Source organism: Saccharothrix sp. AJ9571, assembly GCF_021725495.1.
Lineage (GTDB): Bacteria > Actinomycetota > Actinomycetes > Mycobacteriales > Pseudonocardiaceae > Amycolatopsis > Amycolatopsis magusensis.
This window is the reverse complement of sequence record NZ_CP091382.1, coordinates 3,295,886-3,312,141: the sequence shown is the minus strand read 5'-3', so window position 1 is coordinate 3,312,141 and position 16,256 is coordinate 3,295,886. Positions and strand designations below refer to the sequence as shown.

The following is a 16,256-nucleotide window of genomic DNA, read 5'->3' as shown; positions in this document are numbered from 1 at the left end:
CAGGGAATGATCCGGGCAGCACCGACAATTTCGCTAGCTCATGCGGTCGACGACAGTCACGCCGCTGTGCGCGGCCACCGGTTCGTCCATCGCCACCAGCGCGTCCGGCACCTCGTCGAGGCTGATCCGGCGGCCGATCAGCCGGTCGAGGTCGAGCCCGGCGGACGCCACCAAGCCCAGCATTTCCGGGTATTCGTGCGCCTGCAGCCCGTGCGTGCCGACGATCCGCAGCTCCCCCGCGATCACCTCGTGCATCGCGATCGGCGCAACGCCCTGCTCCGGGGGCATCAGCCCGACCTGCACGTGGATCCCCCGCTTGCGCAGAGAAGAAACAGAAGCGGCACAGGTCGCCGGCAAGCCCACGCAGTCCAGCGACAGGTGCGCCCCGCCGCCGGTGATCTCCTTGACCGCCGAAGCCGTGTCACCCCCGGAGACGGTGGCCTCGGCACCGAGGTCGACGGCGAGCGCCAGTGCCGCCGGTGAGAGGTCCACCGCGACCACCCGCGCGCCCGCGGCGACCGCGAGCAGCACCGCCGAGATCCCCGCGCCACCGCACCCGTGCACGGCGACCCATTGCCCCGCACGGACTTCCCCCTGCCGCACCACCGCGCGGAACGCCGTGGCGAACCGGCAGCCGAGCGCGGCGGCGGTGACGAAGCCGAGTTCGTCGGGCAACCGCACCAGATTGGCCGTGGCCCAGTCGATCGCGACCCGCTCGGCGAACGAGCCCCAGTGCGTGGCGCCCGGCTGGAACTGCCGATCGCAGATCTGCTGGTGCCCTGCCACGCATTGCGCGCATGTCCCGCACGCGCACACGAACGGCACAGTCACCCGATCCCCGATCGACCACCCGCGCACCTGGGGGCCCAGCGCGCTGATCCGCCCGGCCAGTTCGTGCCCGGCCACGTGCGGCAGCCGGACGCTGGAGTCGTGCCCCTGCAACGAGTGCCAGTCGCTGCGGCACACCCCGGTCGCCTCGACGGTGATCACCGCGCCATCGGCGGACGGCACGGGATCGGGCACCTCGCGCAAAACCGGGCGAACCCCGTACTCCTCGAACACCACCGCGCGCATCCCACTCCCCGTCCCTGATTTGACCCGAACCGGTGATGAGATCAAACTCTGCCCCCAACGTCGAGCAGGGTCCAGGGGGCGGCATGAGCGAACTGAACCACGCGCTGAGCACCCGGCAGCTGTCGATGATCGCGATCGGCGGGGTGATCGGCGCCGGGCTGTTCGTCGGCAGCGGCAAAGCCATCAAAACCGCCGGTCCCGGCGTGCTCATCGCCTACGTGGTGGCCGGTGTGGTCGTCGTGCTGGTGATGCGGATGCTGGCCGAGCTGGCGGTCGCCTCGCCGGACACCGGGTCGTTCGCCACCTACGCCACCCGCGAGCTGGGCCCGTGGGCAGGCATCACGATCGGCTGGTTGTACGCCTACCAGTGGTGCGTGATCATCGGCTTCGAGGCGATCACCGGTGCCGCGATCACCGTCAAGCTGGTGCCGTCGATCCCGTCCTGGCTGCGATCGCGCTCTTCATCGCGCTGGGCGTGAGCGCGATACTGGGCCTGTTCGGCGACCACCCGGCGCCCGGGATGAGCAACCTGACCGGCCAGGGCGGCTTCCTGCCCCACGGCTGGGGCGCGGTGCTGACCGCGATGACCGTGGTGTTCCTGTCCTTCTTCGGCACCGAGATGGTCACCGTCGCCGCGGGCGAGGCGCAGCACCCCGAGGACGCCGTGCGCAAGAGCATGCGCAGCGTGGTGTGGCGGATCCTGGTCTTCTACATCGGGTCGATCCTGGTGGTGGTGACGCTGCTGCCGTGGAACTCCGCCGAGGTCACCGCCAGCGGCGTACGCCGCCGTGCTCGGCGAGCTGGGCTTCCCGGCGGTGAGCGTGGTCATGGACCTGATCGTGCTGACCGCGGTGCTGTCCTGCCTGAACTCCGGGGTCTACGCCTCCTCGCGCATGCTCTACTCGATGGCGGGCCGCCGGGAGGCGCCGCCGGTGTTCGGCCGGACGAACCACCGCGGCGTGCCGGTGGGCGCGGTGCTCGCGTCCTCGTCGATGGGCTTCGCCACCGTGGTGGCCAACTACTTCCTGCCCACCGAGACGGTGTTCACCTTCCTCATCGACTCCTCGGGCGCGGTGGCGCTGATCGTCTACCTGTGGATCACCGCCACCCAGATCCGCGGCAGGCTGCGGGTGCGCCGCGAAGGCGGCGAGGCCGGGTTGTCCCTGCGGATGTGGGCGTTCCCGGTGCTGTCGCTGCTGGTCGTGGTGGTGCTCGCCGCGGTGGTGGTGGCCATGCTGGTCAACGGGTCCAGCCGGACCTCCATGCTGCTGACCCTGCTGGTCACCGCGGTCGCGATCGGGGCTGGCGTGGTGCAGCAAAGGCGGCTGGGGTCCGCCGCCGCGGTGGGCCGAGCAGGCGGGTGAGTGAGCCGGGCGGCACCTCGAGCACGTCCTCCAGCTCGGTCAGCGCGGCCAGCGACTCAGGGCGTTCCGGGCGGCAGCGGCCTGACTGCCAGTAGCTCAGCGTGGCCAGGCTGACCGGCACGCCGCGATCGAGCAGCCGGAACCGGATGCGCTCCAGGCCCAGGCCACGCGCCCGGATGGCGGCTCGCAGCGCGGCCGCGAACGGACCGCTCTCCAGCAGAACCCGGACCTCACGGCTTTCGGTGCGCACGGTCATCGCGACTCCGCTCCTGGTACCCGGCCCAGCAGCGTATTCCCGGCGGCGGCTTGATCGGTAGACCCGCTCCCCAAGCGCAACAATGCCCGTGCGGGAGGGCGAATCTCCAACCGGTGGAAAGGTCCTAACGGGACTTCAACGGGGGCGCACGGCCACGCTGAGCGCCTGCGCGATCTCCTTGCCGAGCGCGTGCGTGGCGGCGTCCGGCGGTGAGCCGACCCGGACCACGATCGGGCCGCCGAACGGCTGGCGCTCCACCACCTCGATGCGCTCACCGAGGTTGATCGCGTGCTCGGTGAGGTAGCGCAGCAGGTCGGGGTCGGTGTCCCAGACGCGCACGATCTCGCCGACCACACCCGGCTGCAGCTCGTCGAGGATGGCCGTCGGCAGTTCCTCGATGCTGCCGTCGACGGCCGGGATCGGGTCGCCGTGCGGATCGCGCACCGGGTTGCCCAGCTTCGCCGCGATGCGGTCGATCAGCCGGTCGGACACGGAGTGCTCCAGCGCGTCCGCCTCGGCGTGCACCTCGTCCCAGGTGTAGCCCAGCTCGGACACCAGGTAAGTCTCGATCAGCCGGTGCCGCCGCAGCACCGCGCGGGCCAGCCGGTGGCCCTCGGCGGTCAGCTCGATCCCCCGGTACGGCACGTGCGCGACCAGGCCCAGCTGGGCCAGCTTGGTGACCATGCCCGACACCGAGGACGGGCTCACCTCCAGCCGTCCGGCCAGCGAGGTGTTCGACACCGCCTCGCCGCGCTCCACCAGCCCGTAGATCGCCCGGACGTAGTCCTCGATGGACGACGACCGCCGAATGGTGCTGTCAGACATGCCCCACAGCCTACGGGTTCCGGCCGGGCCGCCAGCGGTAGCGGATCCAGCCGGGGACCGGCTCGGCGCCGAGCTGGGTGTAGAAGGCTTCCGCCTTGGCATTCCCGGCCTGCATGTCCCATTCGACCCGGCCGGGGGTGCGGGCGGCCAGCTCGTCGAGCAGCTCGCGGCCGAGGCCGTGGCGGCGGTGTTCCGGACGGATGAACAGGTCGTCCAGCCAGATCCCGGGGCGTGCTTCCCAGGTGGAGAAGTTCCACGAGCAGAAGGCGAACCCGGCGACCTCGGCCGAGTCCGGCGGCGTGGCGATCAGCACCCAGGCCTTCGGCGACGGCCCGAACAGGAACCCGCCCAGTTCGTCCCGGTCCAGCTTCAGGTCGTCCTTGCCTTCGTAGACAGCGTGCTCTTCGATCAGCGCGCAGATCTCCTCGATGTCGCCGGCGACCGCGTCGCGAACGGGCATCAGTCCTCCTCTGTGTTGTCCGCTCGGGGGACGACCCCCGGACCCCCGAACTACTCTGTGTTGGCCGCTCGGGGGACAACCCCCGGACCCCCGAACTACTCGTGGACGATCTCACCCGCCACAGCCGTCGCGAGCACCCTGGCCTCCGGCAGGCTCTCGGCCACCGTCGGATCCGCTGACAACACCACGAAATCGGCCAGCTTGCCCGGCGTGAGTGTGCCGAGCTCGTGCTCCCGGAAGGCGGCATAGGCGGAGCCGTGCGTGTACGCGCGCAGGGCCTGTTCCGGGGTCAGCCGCTCCTGCGGGCCGAGCACGTACCCGGCCGCGGTCTCGCGCCGGACCATGTCGTTGAGGCCGAGCAGCGGCGCGCCGTCCACCACCGGGCGGTCCGAGCTGGCGGGCAGGACACACCCCGCGTCGAGCACGCTGCGCAGCCGGTAGCACCAGCCTTCGCGCTCGGGCCCGAGCGCGGCGCGCATGCCGTCACCGATCTCGTTGACGAACCGGCCCTGCGGGGACGGGATCAGCCCCAGCCCGGCGAGCTTCGCGACCTCCTGCGGCCGCAGCACCCCGCAGTGTTCGATGCGGTGGCGGTGATCGGCGCGCGGGTGCGCGGTCAGCGCGGCTTCGTAGGCGTCCAGCACGGTGGTCACCGCGCGATCGCCGATCGCGTGCGTGGCGATCTGCCAGCCCGCCCGGTGCGCGCGCAGGATCGTCTCGGCGAGTTCGTCCTCGGGGACCTGGAAGTAGCCGCGGTTGCCGGGGTCGTTCGCGAAGTCGTCGTGCATCGCGGCGGTCCGGCCGATGAGCGAGCCGTCGGCGAACAGCTTCATCGGCCCGATCCGCAGCCACTCGTCACCCAGGCCGCTGCGGATGCCCAGGTCGATGCCGAAACCGACGTCTTCCAGGTCGTGCAGCACGCTGGAGGCGACCATGACCGTGGCCCGCACGCCGAGCAGGCCGCGCTCGCGGGCGAGTTGGTAGGCGGCGACCTCCGCGGGCGTCTCACCGACCAGCCCGCCGCCGACACCCGCCTCCTGCACGCTGGTGATGCCCTCGGACAGGTACCGCCGGGACGCCCGGCCGAGACCGCGGACGACCGTCTCCAGCGGCGTCGGGTAGGTCAGCGGGCGCAGGAGCAGCTGGGCCTGCTCGCGCAGCAGTCCGGTCGGTGAGCCGTGCTCGTCGGTGACCACGTCCCCGCCGACCGGGCAGTTCGCCAGGTCCAGCTGGTCGAGCACCCGCGAGTTGACCACGGTCATGTGCCCGGAGGTGTGCTTCAGCCGCACCAGGTGCTCCGGCGCCGCCCGGTCCAGGCCGTGCCGGGTGGGGTGGCCGCCGTCGAGCTTGTTCTGGTCGTACCCGCTGCCGATGATCCAGGTGCCGGGCGGCACCTCACGGGCGCGAGCGGCGATGGCGTCGTAAACCTCGTCGACGCTGCGGCACGGGCCCAGCGGCACGTCGTCCAAGCCCATGCCGAACCACGCCATGTGGTTGTGCGCGTCGTGGAAGCCGGGCACCACCGAGGCACCGCCCAGGTCGACCCGGCGGCGGGCGGACAGCTCGCGCGCGTCGTCCCCAAGCGCCACCACCCGGCCGTGCAGGACCGCGAGCGCGTCGGTCCTGGACTCGCCGGTCCATACCCGCGCGTTCTCGTACACCGCGTCCACCTGCATGAATTCACCCTATCGATCGATCGATAGGACGTCTAGGCTGAACCCATGACCGGCACCGTGGAACTCACCGTCGAAAAGGGCATCGCCGAACTCTGGCTGAACCGGCCGGACCGGCTCAACGCCGTCTCCGCCGAACTCGTCGAGGACCTGCTGGCCGCACTGGACGCGGTGGCGGGCTCCGGTGCGCGGGCCGTGGTGCTCGCCGGGCGCGGGCGCGCCTTCTGCGCCGGTCACGACCTCAAAGAACCGATCCAGACCGGCGACTCGCGGCAGCGGATCGAGCGGCTGCAGGAGGTCACCCGGCGGCTGCGCAACCTGCCGCAGCCGGTGGTCGCCGCGGTCCACGGGTACGCGGTGGGCGCCGGGGCCGAGTTCGCGCTCGGCTGCGACCTGATCCTCGCCTCGCCGGACGCCGTGTTCGCCTTTCCCGAGGTCGGCCTGGGGCTGAGCGTGACCGGGGCGGCGTCCCGGCTGCTGCCGCTGCTCGTCGGCCCGCTCAAGGCCAGGGAACTGCTGCTCTTCGGCGAGAAGATCGAGGCGCCGGTGGCCAAGGGCATGGGCCTGGTGAACCAGCTGACCGGCGACGACGACCTGCACGACACCGCGCTGAGCTGGGCGGAGAAGCTCGCCGAGCGCCCGGCGGCCGCGGTCACGCTGGCCAAGCGCGCCATCGACCACGGCATCGACTCGGCGCTGGAGGCCACCCTCGAACTCGAGGTCGCCCACGCGCTGATCACCGAGACCTCCCCCGACTTCGCCAAGTCGGCCGACGACTTCCGGAACCGGTCATGACCGGGCCGCGCCCACGCTCGGGGGACGACCCCCGGGCCCCCGAAAGGCTCGACGGAGTGGACGACCTGGTCGCGCTGGTCACCAGGGCCGCCGAGCAGTGGCCGGAGAAGGAAGCCTGGCACTTCGACGCCACCGGCGAACGGCTCACCTTCGCCGACATCGACGCGCAGAGCACCGAATTCGCCATCGCACTCGCCGAACTCGGCGTCGAAGAGGGCGACCGCGTGGCGGTGATGCTGCGCAACCAGCCGGAATTCCCGTTGCTCTGGCTCGCACTGGCCAAACTCGGCGCGAGCCTGGTGCCGATCAACACCAACTACCGCGAACTCGACGGCGCACACGTGCTCACCCATTCCGGCGCGAAGCTCGTGGTGGCCGCCGAGGAATTCGTCGACCTGCTCACCATCATCGCCCCGGAAGGCAGCGTGCGCACGCCGGACGAGCTGACCAAAACGGGGCCCGCGCGGGAATTCACCGCGGCCGGGGAGCGCGCGGCGAACGTCCAGTACACCTCCGGTACCACCGGCGCGCCGAAGGGCTGCGTGCTGCCCCACCGCTACTGGACCACGCTGGCGAAGTCGCTGGTGCTGCACGATCCCGAGGTCTACTCCGGCGACGTGCTGCTCACCGCGCAGCCGTTCCACTACATCGATCCACAGTGGAACGTGGCACTGGGGCTGGCTTCCGGGGCGAAGCTGGTGGTGCTCGACCGGTTCCACCCGTCCACCTTCTGGGCGAAGGTGCGTGAACACCGGGTCACCTGGTTCTACTGCCTCGGCCTGATGCCCACGCTGCTGCTGCGGCAGCCGGAGTCCCCGCAGGACCGCGAGCACCACGTGCGGGCCATCTTCGCCTCCGCGATCCCCCGCGACCTGCACGCCGAACTGGAGGCGCGCTGGGGCGTGCCGTGGTTCGAGGCGTTCGGCATGACCGAGACCGGCAGCGACATCCGGGTTTCCGTGGCCGACCACGACGAACTGGTCGGCACCGGCGGCATCGGCAGGCCGAACTCCGCCCGCGAGGTGATGATCGCCGACGAGCACGGCAAGCCGTTGCCGCGCGGGGAAACCGGGGAACTGCTGATCCGCGGCATCGGCCTGATGCAGGGCTACCACGACGATCCCGAGGCGACCGCGCACGCGTTCCGCGGTGGCTGGTTCCACACCGGTGACCTGGCGCACATGGACACCGGTGGCCGCGTATTTTACGTGGGCCGGACCAAGGACATGATCCGGCGCAGCGGTGAGAACATCTCCGCCGACGAGGTGGAACGCGCGCTGCTGCTGCACCCCGAGGTCCGGCTCGCCGCGGTCATCGCCGTCCCGGACGAACTGCGTGGCGAGGAGATCAAGGCGTACGTGGTGCTCTCCGGCGAGCGCGCGGTCGACCCGGAGGAACTCGCGAGCTTCTGCGGGGAAAAGCTGGCGTACTTCAAGGTGCCGCGGTTCTGGGTCTACGCCGACACCCTGCCGCTCACCCCGTCCGAGCGGGTGGCCAAGGGCGAACTGCGCAAGGAAGACCCGCGTGCGGGCGCGTACGACAGAACGGAGTCCCGGTGGCTGCCGTGACCACCGGCGACCGCGTCCGCCGGGCGGCGGTCCGGTTGTTCGCGGAAAAGGGTTTCCACGGCACCGGCATCCGCGACCTGGCGCAGGCCGCGGGGCTGTCGTCGGCGAGCCTCTACCACTACATGGGCACCAAGGAGGAACTGCTCACGGGCATCATGCGCGAATGCCTGGAACGGCTGCTCGATGGGGCAGCCAAGGCCACCGAAGGTGTTGCGGATCCACGGGAACGCCTCGGCAGGCTGGTCGCGCTGCATGTGATGAGCCACGCACTGCGACCCGACGAGACGCGGGTGGTGGACAACGAACTGCGCGCGCTCTCCCCCGCCGCGCAGGAACCGGTGGTGCGCCTGCGGGACGCCTACGAGCGGCTGTGGACCTCCGCGATCGCCGACGGCGTCGCCGGTGGGGTGTTCTCCGCCGACGAGCCGTCGATCACCCGGCTGGCGCTGCTGGAGATGTGCAACGGCGTTTCCCGGTGGTATTCACCACGCGGACCGCTCACCTTGGAGGCACTGGCCGCCGAATACGCCCGGCTGGCGCTGCGGGCGCTGGAAAGCGCCGGTAACGGGCCCGATCCGGATCTCCGATATTGCCGAGCGGTGGTCGCGGACGTGTGGAACACGCCAAATCCGCACGCGGCGCCTTGCTCAGACGGCATTACTGGGGGACGCTCGAAGGGTGACTGAGCACACGATCCAACTCGAACTGGACGAATCCGGTCTCGCTCCCGGTCTGCCGACCCCGGCGAACCCCCGTGATCAGGTACAGGACGTACCGTATCGCCCGGTCGGTTTCCGTGACGACGATCTGCCCGCGGCGCTGGAACGCTGCGCGACCTGGCTGCGCCAGGCGCAGGAATGGCTCGGTGAGCCCATCGACGTACTGGCCCTGCACCTGGACTACGACGAGCGCGAAGGCCGGCCGTACTACGACCTCAAGCTCCTCTGCAACGAGGAGGACCTGGCCGGCGTCCCCCTCGCCGTCCGCGCCCAGTCCACCTAGACCCTTCGCGCGTGGTGCGCAGGGCTGCTCCCCGCAGCCCTGCGCGCTCACGCCCCCGGTTTGACCAGTACGCGGGCCACCTTGCCCTCGGCGAGTTCGCCGAGGGCAGCGGGCACCCCGTCCAGGCCGATCTCCTTGCTGACCAGCGCCGGCAGGTCGAGGCGGCCCGCTCGCACGTGCTCGATGTAGGCAGGCAGCTCCCGCTCCGGGTCGAACGAACCGTTCACGCAGGTCAGGATGCTGCGGGCGAAGTGGTAGAGCTCCAGCGAGCTGAACTCGACCACCTCGGTCTTGCCTCCGATGCCCACCACGGTGAGCGTGCCCCCGCGCCGAGCGGTCTTCCAGCCCTCCTTGATGGTCGTGGCCAGCCCCACGCAGTCGAACACGTGGTCCGCGCCACGGCCGCCGGTCAGCGCCTTGACCCGCTTGCGCACCTCCGGCCCGGCGAGCAGCGTGTCGGTGGCCCCCATCGAGGCGGCCAGCGCGAGCTTCTCCTGGACCCGGTCCACCGCGATGATCGGGTTCGCGCCCGCGATGCGCGCGCCCTGCACGGCGGCCAGGCCCACCCCGCCGAGGCCGACCACCACCACCGACTGACCACTGTGGACGTTCGCGGTGGACAGCACCGCGCCGACACCGGTGGTCACCGCGCAGCCGAGCAACGCGGCCAGGTCGAGCGGGATGTCCGCGGGCAGGCGGCGGCAGGCGGACGCCGGAACCACGGTGTACTCGGCGAAACCGCCGACCCCGAGGCACGGGTGGACCTTGGCGCCGTCACCGTCCACGCCGTGCGAGCCGGCCCAGTGCTGCGCGGTGTTCTCGCACAGGTACGGCTCGCCCTGCTCGCAGTACCAGCAGTCGCCGCACGGCGGATTCCACAGCAGCAGCACCGGATCGCCCTCGGCGAAGCCCTCCACGTCCGGTCCGGTCCTGGCGACCAGCCCGGACGTCTCGTGCCCGAGCACGACGGGCTTCTCGTGCGCCAGCGTTCCGTTGATCACCGACAGGTCCGAGTGGCACAGGCTGGCCGCGACCACGCGCACCAGCACCTCGCCGGGCCCCGGCTCGCGCAGGGTGATCTCCTCGACGCGCGCCGGCTCGTCACCGCGCACGACGACCGCGTTGGTCCTCACCCGAGCACCCCGCCCAGCTTGACGTGCCCCTTGAGCAGGTTGCGCGCGATGGTGCGGCGCTGGATCTCGTCGGTGCCCTCGTAGATGCGCAGCAGCCGCAGTTCGCGGTACCAGCGCTCGATCGGCAGCTCTCGGGTGTAGCCCATGCCGCCGTGGATCTGCAGCACGCGGTCGACGATCTCGTTGGCCTTCACGCCGCCGTAGAGCTTCGCGATGGACTGCGCGTGCCGCGAGTCGAGGCCCTGGTCGACCTGCCAGGCCGCGTGCAGCACCAGCCAGCGCAGCGCCTCCAGCTCCACGCCGGAGTCGGCGATCATCCACTGGATGGCCTGCCGGTCGGCGATCGGCGCGCCGAAGGTCTCGCGGGTGTTGGCGTGCTCGATGGCCATGCCGAGCAGTCGCTCGCACGAGCCGATCGCCCGCGCGGGCAGCAGGTAGCGGCCCCGGCCGATCCACTGCATGGCGAGCTTGAACCCGCCGCCCAGCTCACCGAGGATCTGGCTCTCCGGCACCCGGACGTCCTCGAAGACCAGCGCCGCCGGGCCCCATTCGCCCATCGTGTCGATGTACTCCGAGCGCCAGCCCATGTCGCGGTCGACCAGGAAGCAGGTGACCCCGCCGTCGGCCCCCTTCTCCGGGTCGGTGATCGCGAAGACCATGGTGAAGTCGGCTTCGTTGCCACCGGTGATGAAGGTCTTCTCGCCGTTGATCACCCAGTCGGAGCCGACCTTGCGCGCCGAGGTGCGGATGGCCTTGGCGTCCGAGCCCGCACCCGGTTCGGTGATCGCGAAGCACGACTTCCGCTCGCCCGAGATGGTCGGGAGCAGGTACCGCTCCTTCTGCTCCTCGTTGCCGTGGAACAGGATGTTGTCCGCCGCGCCGCCGAAGCGGAACTGCACGAAGGTGCGCCCCAGCTCGGCCTCCAGTAGCGCGGTCATCACCGCGGACAGCCCCATGCCGCCGTAGCTCTCGGGCGTCTGCACGCCCCAGAACCCGGATTCCTTGGCCTTGAGCTGCAGTGCGGTGAGTTCGTCCCCGGTCAGGCCGGGCTGCCCGGCGCGCTCGCGCCGCAGCACCTCCTGCTCGAGCGGGATCAGCTCCCGCTGGACGAAAGTGCGCACCCAGTCACGCACTTCCCGTTCTTCGACACTGAGGGTGAAGTCCATCGGCCGGCCTCCCGCATATGACTAAGCGCTTGCTTAGTCGACGGTAGCACTCAGCTGTACGAAGACCAGGTGTTGCCGTAGGTTTCCCGCGGAAAACTGATCACCAGGCCCGGGCAAGGAGAGCCAATGGCGACCGAACCGCCGCAGACGCGCCGTCGCGACCGGACGCACTACCTGTACATCGCGGTGATCGCCGCGGTGCTCCTCGGCTGCGTGGTCGGCTTCGTCGCCCCGGGGCTGGCCAAGGAACTCAAGCCGCTCGGCACCGGGTTCGTGAACCTGATCAAGATGATGATCTCGCCGATCATCTTCTGCACCATCGTGCTCGGCGTCGGCTCGGTGACCAGGGCCGCGAAGGTGGGCAAGGTCGGCGGCCTGGCCATCGGCTACTTCCTGGTGATGTCCACCGTGGCGCTGGTGATCGGCCTGGTGGTCGGCAACATCCTGCACCCCGGTGACGGGCTGAACCTGACCGACTCGATCGCGAAGTCCGGCCAGAGCCAGGTCAAGGAGAGCGAGTCGACCACCGAGTTCCTGCTCGGCATCATCCCGGCCACGCTGGTCTCGGCGTTCACCGAGGGCGAGGTGCTGCAGACCCTGCTGGTCGCGCTGCTCGCCGGGTTCGCGCTGCAGAAGCTGGGCTCGAAGGGTGAGCCGATCCGGCGCGGGGTCGAGCACATCCAGCGGCTGGTGTTCCGCATCCTGGCGATGATCATGTGGGCGGCACCGGTCGGCGCGTTCGGCGCGATCGCCGCGGTGGTCGGCGAGACCGGCTGGGCGGCCCTGCGCAGCCTGGCCGTCATCATGATCGGCTTCTACCTGACCTGCGCGATCTTCGTCTTCGTGGTGCTGGCGCTGATGACCTGGCTGATCGCGAAGATCAACCTGTTCTCCCTGCTGCGCTACCTCGGCCGCGAGTTCCTGCTGATCCTGTCCACCTCGTCGTCGGAATCGGCGCTGCCGCGGCTCATCGCGAAGATGGAGCACCTGGGCGTCAGCAAGCCGGTGGTCGGCATCACCGTGCCGACGGGGTACTCGTTCAACCTCGACGGCACCGCGATCTACCTGACCATGGCCTCGCTGTTCATCGCCGAAGCGCTCAACGCGCCGCTGTCGGTCGGTGAGCAGATCTCGCTGCTGGTGTTCATGATCATCGCGTCCAAGGGCGCCGCCGGGGTGACCGGCGCCGGGCTGGCCACGCTGGCGGGCGGGTTGTCCTCGCACCGGCCGGAACTGGTCGACGGGGTCGGCTTCATCGTCGGCATCGACCGGTTCATGTCCGAGGCGCGGGCGCTGACCAACTTCGCCGGCAACGCGGTGGCCACCGTGCTGATCGGCACCTGGACCAGCGAGATCGACCGGGAGCAGGTGCACGAGGTGCTCGCCGGGCACCGGCCGTTCGACGAGGCGACGCTGCTCGACGAACATGAAGAGGACACCCATCCCGTGGCGACCAAGGAGAGTTCGTGATCGACTGCACGGTCTGGTGGGCGGCGCCGCTGCCCGCCACCGCGGACCGGCTGGCGCTGCTGGCCCCCGAAGAGGTCGACCGGTACCAGGCGTACCGCAAGGACGAGGACAAACTGCGCTTCCTGACCGGGCGCGTGCTGGCGAAAACGGTCTCCGGGGAGCGGCTGGGCCGCTCCCCCGGCTCGATCGAGCTGGACGCGACCTGCGAGGACTGCGGCAAGCCCCACGGCCCGCCCCGGGTGCCGGGCGCGGATTTCCGGTTCTCCATCTCCCACTCGGGCGACTGGATCGGCCTGGCGGTCGCGGAGGCGCCGCTCGGCCTGGACGTGGAAACCGCCACCCGGCGCGCCGACGACTCGCTCATCGAATACGCCCTGAACGCCGATGAGCGAGCGGCTCTGAACGGTCTCTCCGCGCCGGAGCGGACGGAGGCCTTCTTCACCTACTGGACGCGCAAGGAAGCCTTGATGAAGGCGACCGGACGTGGCCTGAAGATCCCGCTGCAGGCGCTGACCCTTTCCCCGTTCGGCGAACCCGCCCGCCTGCTCCACTCCGGCGACGCGGCTTTGACGCCGGACGGCACGCGGATGGCCGACCTGCACCCGGGCCCCGGCTACCGGGCCGCCGTGGCGATCCTGACCACCGACGAGATCAAGGTGACCGAGTCGGTCTGGCCAGCCTGAAAGCACGGTGAAAGCGGCGTGGCGAGCATGTTCGGCGAACGAAGGGAGCAATCATGCGACGGACCCTGGTCACCATCGCGGTACTCGCCACGGCTTTCGGCCTCGCCCCGGCTGCCGCTTCGGCGGCACCGGCCGCGGTGAGCACGTGCAACACGGTCAAGAAGCTCACGGTCACCGGCGGTTACTTCCGCCAGCCCGCGCACACCTCCGCCGGCCGGAACTGCCAGCTCGCGTACGGCGACTCCGGCTCCGCCGTGGTCCCGCTCCAGCAGGCGCTCAAGTGGTGCAACCAGAAGGCGAACATCAGCGCCGACGGCGACTTCGGCACCATGACCAAGAAGGCGCTGGCCCACGCGCAGGCCAACGCCGGTGTGGACGACGACGGCATCTACGGCCCGGTGACCCGCGGCGTACTCGGCTGGCCGGTCATCGGTTCGAACGGCCAGCCGAACGGCAAGTGCGCCAAGGACGTCTGAGCTACCGCGCCGGCTGGAAGGTGAGCTCCGGGCTGTACCGGGACTCACCGTCCGCGGTGTCGCCCAGGTAGAAGTGGGTGGACATGCTCCGCTCCCCCAGGTCGAACACGGTGCGCCACAGGGTGCGCAGCGGGTAGGCCCCCGGCGTGAACCGCACCTCGTCGAGGGCGTCGCGGAGCAGGGACGGCGACATCGGGCCCGACTTCGTCCGCTTGTCCAGCCGGTCGAGGCGGTCGTGGGTGAACATGGTCTCCTCACCGTCCCGTGACGAGTCGGCGGGGCGGTGGAGCAGGTGGTTCGTCACGCACAGGGCGTCGCCGTCCGGCTCGACGATGTGCTCGACGCCGCCGTGCGCGTGCTCCCAGACGAAGGCCCGGCCGGACGGGTCCGCGATCAGGTAGTGCAGCGGCACGCCGAGGTCGTACTGCTTGGCGCCGAGCAGCGCCGCCTTGGCCTGCTCGACGTTCTCGCAGGTGTCCAGCAGGAACCGGGGCAGCTGCGCCGGGCTGAGCCCGACCTGCGGCCCGGCGGGCACGGGCGCACCCGCGTTTTCCGCGTCGGCGATCAGGAGCACCACGGCGAGGCCGTGCTCGTTGATGCCGTCCATCGCGCAGTCCAGCTCGCTCATCGTCACGAAGGTCACGGCGGGCCCGTCGTCGGGCACGCTGGTGACCACGTACGGGCGTGCAGCGGCGGGCGGCTCGTCCTCCGGGGTCTCGCCGCCGGACATCAGCGCGAACATCGTCTCCCAGCCGACGGTGAAGAAGTCGTAGTTGCGCCCGACGAGCCCGTTGGTGGTGGCGGACGGCGCGCACCAGCTGGCCGAGCAGCCCGAGCCGAGCGGCACCCCGCCGAGCGAGTCCAGGTGCACCCGCTCGTCGTCCGGCGCCACACCGGCCACCTCGGCGGCACCGGCCATGCGCGCGTGGTGCTGCGGCCAGTGGCGTTCGAACCACGCCCGGCGGGCGCGGCTGATCGTCGGGTCGGCGGGCAGCGGCTGCCAGCCGTGGTGCGTCTTGGCCTCTTCGGCGAGCGCCCGGCCGATCTCGGCCTGGCTGCCGGACACCCGCAGGTGCCGCACGGTCATGAATTCGCCGGATCCGCCGGCCACGATCTCACTCATGAGATACACCGTATTGGCGATGTACTGCCTCTCGACTGTTTTTGTTGTTATTCATGGCTTTCTCTCAGACTCTGTGCTAGTAATCCGGCCTAGTGAACTAGTACAATCGGGGTATGCCGGACCCGCCGTACCGTCGGATCGTCAGCTCGGTCCAAGCCCGCATCGCCGCCGGTGAGCTGCGCGCGGGTGATCGGATGCCGTCCATCCGCCGGGTCGCCGAGGACTGGGGCGTGGCCGTCGCGACCGCCACCAAGGCGATGGCCATCCTGCGCGACGCCGGACTGCTCGAAACCAGGGTCGGCTCCGGCACGGTGGTCAGCGCCCGCGCGGGTCAGCGACGCCGGGAAAGCGGCGAACCGGTGCCGGGCCGGGAACGGCTCGTCCGCACCGCCATCCGGATAGCCGACACCGAGGGCCTGGACGCGGTGTCCATGCGACGGCTCGCGACCGAACTGGGCGTGGGCCCGATGTCGCTGTACCGGCAGGTGAGCGGCAAGGACGAACTGGTGGCCGAGATGGCCGACGCCGTGTTCGGCGAACAGGACCTGCCCGATCCAGGGCCGGACGGCTGGCGCGCCAAGCTGGAACTGGTCTCGCGCCAGCTGTGGCAGCTCACGCAGCGGCACCACTGGCTGCCCGGGGTCATCTCGTTCACCCGGCCGCAGCTGCTGCCGAACGCCATGGCGCACATGGAATGGACCCTGCGCGCGCTGGACGGCCTCGGCCTGTCCGCGGCGACCAAGGCACGGGAGGCGATCATCCTGCCCGCGCTGGTGATGACCACGGCGATGTCACTGGCCGCCGAGATCGAAGCCGAGCAGGACACCGGCGAAACGTTCGACCTGTGGTGGCTGGCCCGCGAACACCGGACCGGCGAACTGCTGCGCAGCGGCGCTTTCCCTTTGCTGGCAACCATTCCGCACGGCGTCGTCGCCGACCTGGACGGCCTCTTCGAGCACGCCCTCACCCGCCACCTGGACGGCCTGGCCACCGCACTCCCCCACCCCCTCCCGGGCGAGTCCCACACCCAGGAAGCCGAACCCCACACTCCCGCAGCCGAGTCCCACACTCAGGAAGCCGAGTCCCACACTCCCGCAGCCGACTTCCACACTCGATGAAGCCACCGGGACACAAATGTGGCTTTGGGGGCGGATCCGCCCTCCCGTCGCCCGGGGCCCTGGGTCAATG

At 70.5% G+C, this 16,256-nt stretch carries 17 protein-coding genes and 1 pseudogene; 10 read left to right on the top strand and 8 right to left on the bottom strand.

Going from position 1 to position 16,256, the window contains the following annotated elements; translation table 11 throughout:
* Nucleotides 1–33: 33 nt before the first annotated feature.
* Entirely contained in the window at nt 34–1,074 is a 1,041-nt protein-coding gene (locus tag L3Q67_RS14950) for a zinc-dependent alcohol dehydrogenase family protein (protein ID WP_499190070.1), read from the bottom strand.
* Between the two features lie 35 nt (nt 1,075–1,109).
* On the opposite strand from L3Q67_RS14950, the pseudogene L3Q67_RS14945 reads away from it, so the two are divergent.
* Both L3Q67_RS14945 and L3Q67_RS14940 read left to right on the top strand, forming a co-directional pair.
* Nucleotides 1,110–1,792 (top strand): annotated as a pseudogene (locus L3Q67_RS14945) (amino acid permease); the annotation flags it as partial.
* A gap of 70 nt (nt 1,793–1,862) precedes the next feature.
* Nucleotides 1,863–2,438 carry an amino acid permease gene (locus L3Q67_RS14940; RefSeq protein WP_499190069.1) on the top strand — a complete coding sequence of 192 codons (576 nt, stop codon included), beginning with the start codon at nt 1,863–1,865 and terminating at the stop codon, nt 2,436–2,438.
* On the opposite strand, the gene L3Q67_RS14935 is transcribed toward L3Q67_RS14940, so the two are convergent.
* The 4 genes from L3Q67_RS14935 to L3Q67_RS14920 form a co-directional block, all read right to left on the bottom strand.
* The gene (locus L3Q67_RS14935; RefSeq protein WP_499190068.1) at nt 2,356–2,694 is read right to left on the bottom strand and encodes a transcriptional regulator; all 339 of its coding nucleotides are present in this window, start codon (nt 2,692–2,694) and stop codon (nt 2,356–2,358) included. The two genes, L3Q67_RS14940 and L3Q67_RS14935, sit on opposite strands and share 83 nt — an antisense overlap.
* A 135-nt stretch (nt 2,695–2,829) precedes the next feature.
* Nucleotides 2,830–3,519: a metal-dependent transcriptional regulator gene (locus tag L3Q67_RS14930; RefSeq protein WP_499190067.1), complete on the bottom strand. Its 690-nt coding sequence runs from the start codon at nt 3,517–3,519 to the stop codon at nt 2,830–2,832.
* A gap of 10 nt (nt 3,520–3,529) precedes the next feature.
* A complete protein-coding gene (locus tag L3Q67_RS14925; protein WP_499190066.1) occupies nt 3,530–3,979 on the bottom strand; it encodes a GNAT family N-acetyltransferase in 450 nt (149 codons plus the stop codon).
* 95 nt (nt 3,980–4,074) lie between these two features.
* Complete coding sequence (locus L3Q67_RS14920) at nt 4,075–5,655, bottom strand: amidohydrolase (protein WP_499190065.1); 1,581 nt, start codon at nt 5,653–5,655, stop codon at nt 4,075–4,077.
* 45 nt (nt 5,656–5,700) lie between these two features.
* Here L3Q67_RS14920 and L3Q67_RS14915 point away from each other — a divergent pair, with 45 nt between their 5' ends.
* The 4 genes from L3Q67_RS14915 to L3Q67_RS14900 are packed head-to-tail and all read left to right on the top strand — an operon-like array spanning nt 5,701 to nt 9,017.
* Nucleotides 5,701–6,447: an enoyl-CoA hydratase/isomerase family protein gene (locus L3Q67_RS14915; RefSeq protein ID WP_499190064.1), complete on the top strand. Its 747-nt coding sequence runs from the start codon at nt 5,701–5,703 to the stop codon at nt 6,445–6,447.
* Nucleotides 6,444–8,015, top strand: a complete 1,572-nt coding sequence (locus L3Q67_RS14910) for an ATP-dependent acyl-CoA ligase (RefSeq protein ID WP_499190063.1) — start codon at nt 6,444–6,446, stop codon at nt 8,013–8,015. The genes L3Q67_RS14915 and L3Q67_RS14910 overlap by 4 nt, the downstream gene beginning before the upstream one ends.
* The gene (locus tag L3Q67_RS14905; protein ID WP_499191539.1) at nt 8,012–8,701 is read left to right on the top strand and encodes a TetR/AcrR family transcriptional regulator; all 690 of its coding nucleotides are present in this window, start codon (nt 8,012–8,014) and stop codon (nt 8,699–8,701) included. Before L3Q67_RS14910 ends, L3Q67_RS14905 begins: the two co-directional genes overlap by 4 nt.
* Nucleotides 8,694–9,017, top strand: a complete 324-nt coding sequence (locus L3Q67_RS14900) for a hypothetical protein (RefSeq protein ID WP_209662673.1) — start codon at nt 8,694–8,696, stop codon at nt 9,015–9,017. Before L3Q67_RS14905 ends, L3Q67_RS14900 begins: the two co-directional genes overlap by 8 nt.
* Nucleotides 9,018–9,064: 47 nt before the next feature.
* Here the strand turns inward: L3Q67_RS14900 and L3Q67_RS14895 are convergent, their stop codons facing one another.
* Complete coding sequence (locus L3Q67_RS14895; protein WP_499190062.1) at nt 9,065–10,150, bottom strand: MDR/zinc-dependent alcohol dehydrogenase-like family protein; 1,086 nt, start codon at nt 10,148–10,150, stop codon at nt 9,065–9,067.
* On the bottom strand, nt 10,147–11,316 hold the full coding sequence (locus L3Q67_RS14890) for an acyl-CoA dehydrogenase family protein (protein ID WP_499190061.1): 1,170 nt from the start codon (nt 11,314–11,316) through the stop codon (nt 10,147–10,149). The genes L3Q67_RS14895 and L3Q67_RS14890 overlap by 4 nt, the downstream gene beginning before the upstream one ends.
* A 126-nt stretch (nt 11,317–11,442) precedes the next feature.
* Between L3Q67_RS14890 and L3Q67_RS14885 the strand changes: the two genes are divergently transcribed.
* Genes L3Q67_RS14885 through L3Q67_RS14875 form a run of 3 tightly spaced genes read left to right on the top strand, consistent with a single transcriptional unit; the run spans nt 11,443 to nt 13,945 of the window.
* The gene (locus L3Q67_RS14885) at nt 11,443–12,786 is read left to right on the top strand and encodes a cation:dicarboxylase symporter family transporter (protein ID WP_499190060.1); all 1,344 of its coding nucleotides are present in this window, start codon (nt 11,443–11,445) and stop codon (nt 12,784–12,786) included.
* Nucleotides 12,783–13,469 (top strand): 4'-phosphopantetheinyl transferase family protein, encoded by a 687-nt coding sequence (locus L3Q67_RS14880; RefSeq protein ID WP_499190059.1) that lies wholly within the window; start codon nt 12,783–12,785, stop codon nt 13,467–13,469. The genes L3Q67_RS14885 and L3Q67_RS14880 overlap by 4 nt, the downstream gene beginning before the upstream one ends.
* Nucleotides 13,470–13,522: 53 nt before the next feature.
* Entirely contained in the window at nt 13,523–13,945 is a 423-nt protein-coding gene (locus L3Q67_RS14875; RefSeq protein ID WP_499190058.1) for a peptidoglycan-binding domain-containing protein, read from the top strand.
* 1 nt (nt 13,946) lies between these two features.
* Here the strand turns inward: L3Q67_RS14875 and L3Q67_RS14870 are convergent, their stop codons facing one another.
* Nucleotides 13,947–15,068, bottom strand: coding sequence for a C45 family peptidase (locus tag L3Q67_RS14870; RefSeq protein ID WP_499190057.1), 1,122 nt, complete (start codon nt 15,066–15,068; stop codon nt 13,947–13,949).
* Nucleotides 15,069–15,181: 113 nt separating this feature from the next.
* Here L3Q67_RS14870 and L3Q67_RS14865 point away from each other — a divergent pair, with 113 nt between their 5' ends.
* A complete protein-coding gene (locus L3Q67_RS14865; protein ID WP_499190056.1) occupies nt 15,182–16,186 on the top strand; it encodes a TetR/AcrR family transcriptional regulator C-terminal domain-containing protein in 1,005 nt (334 codons plus the stop codon).
* Nucleotides 16,187–16,256: the final 70 nt, after the last annotated feature.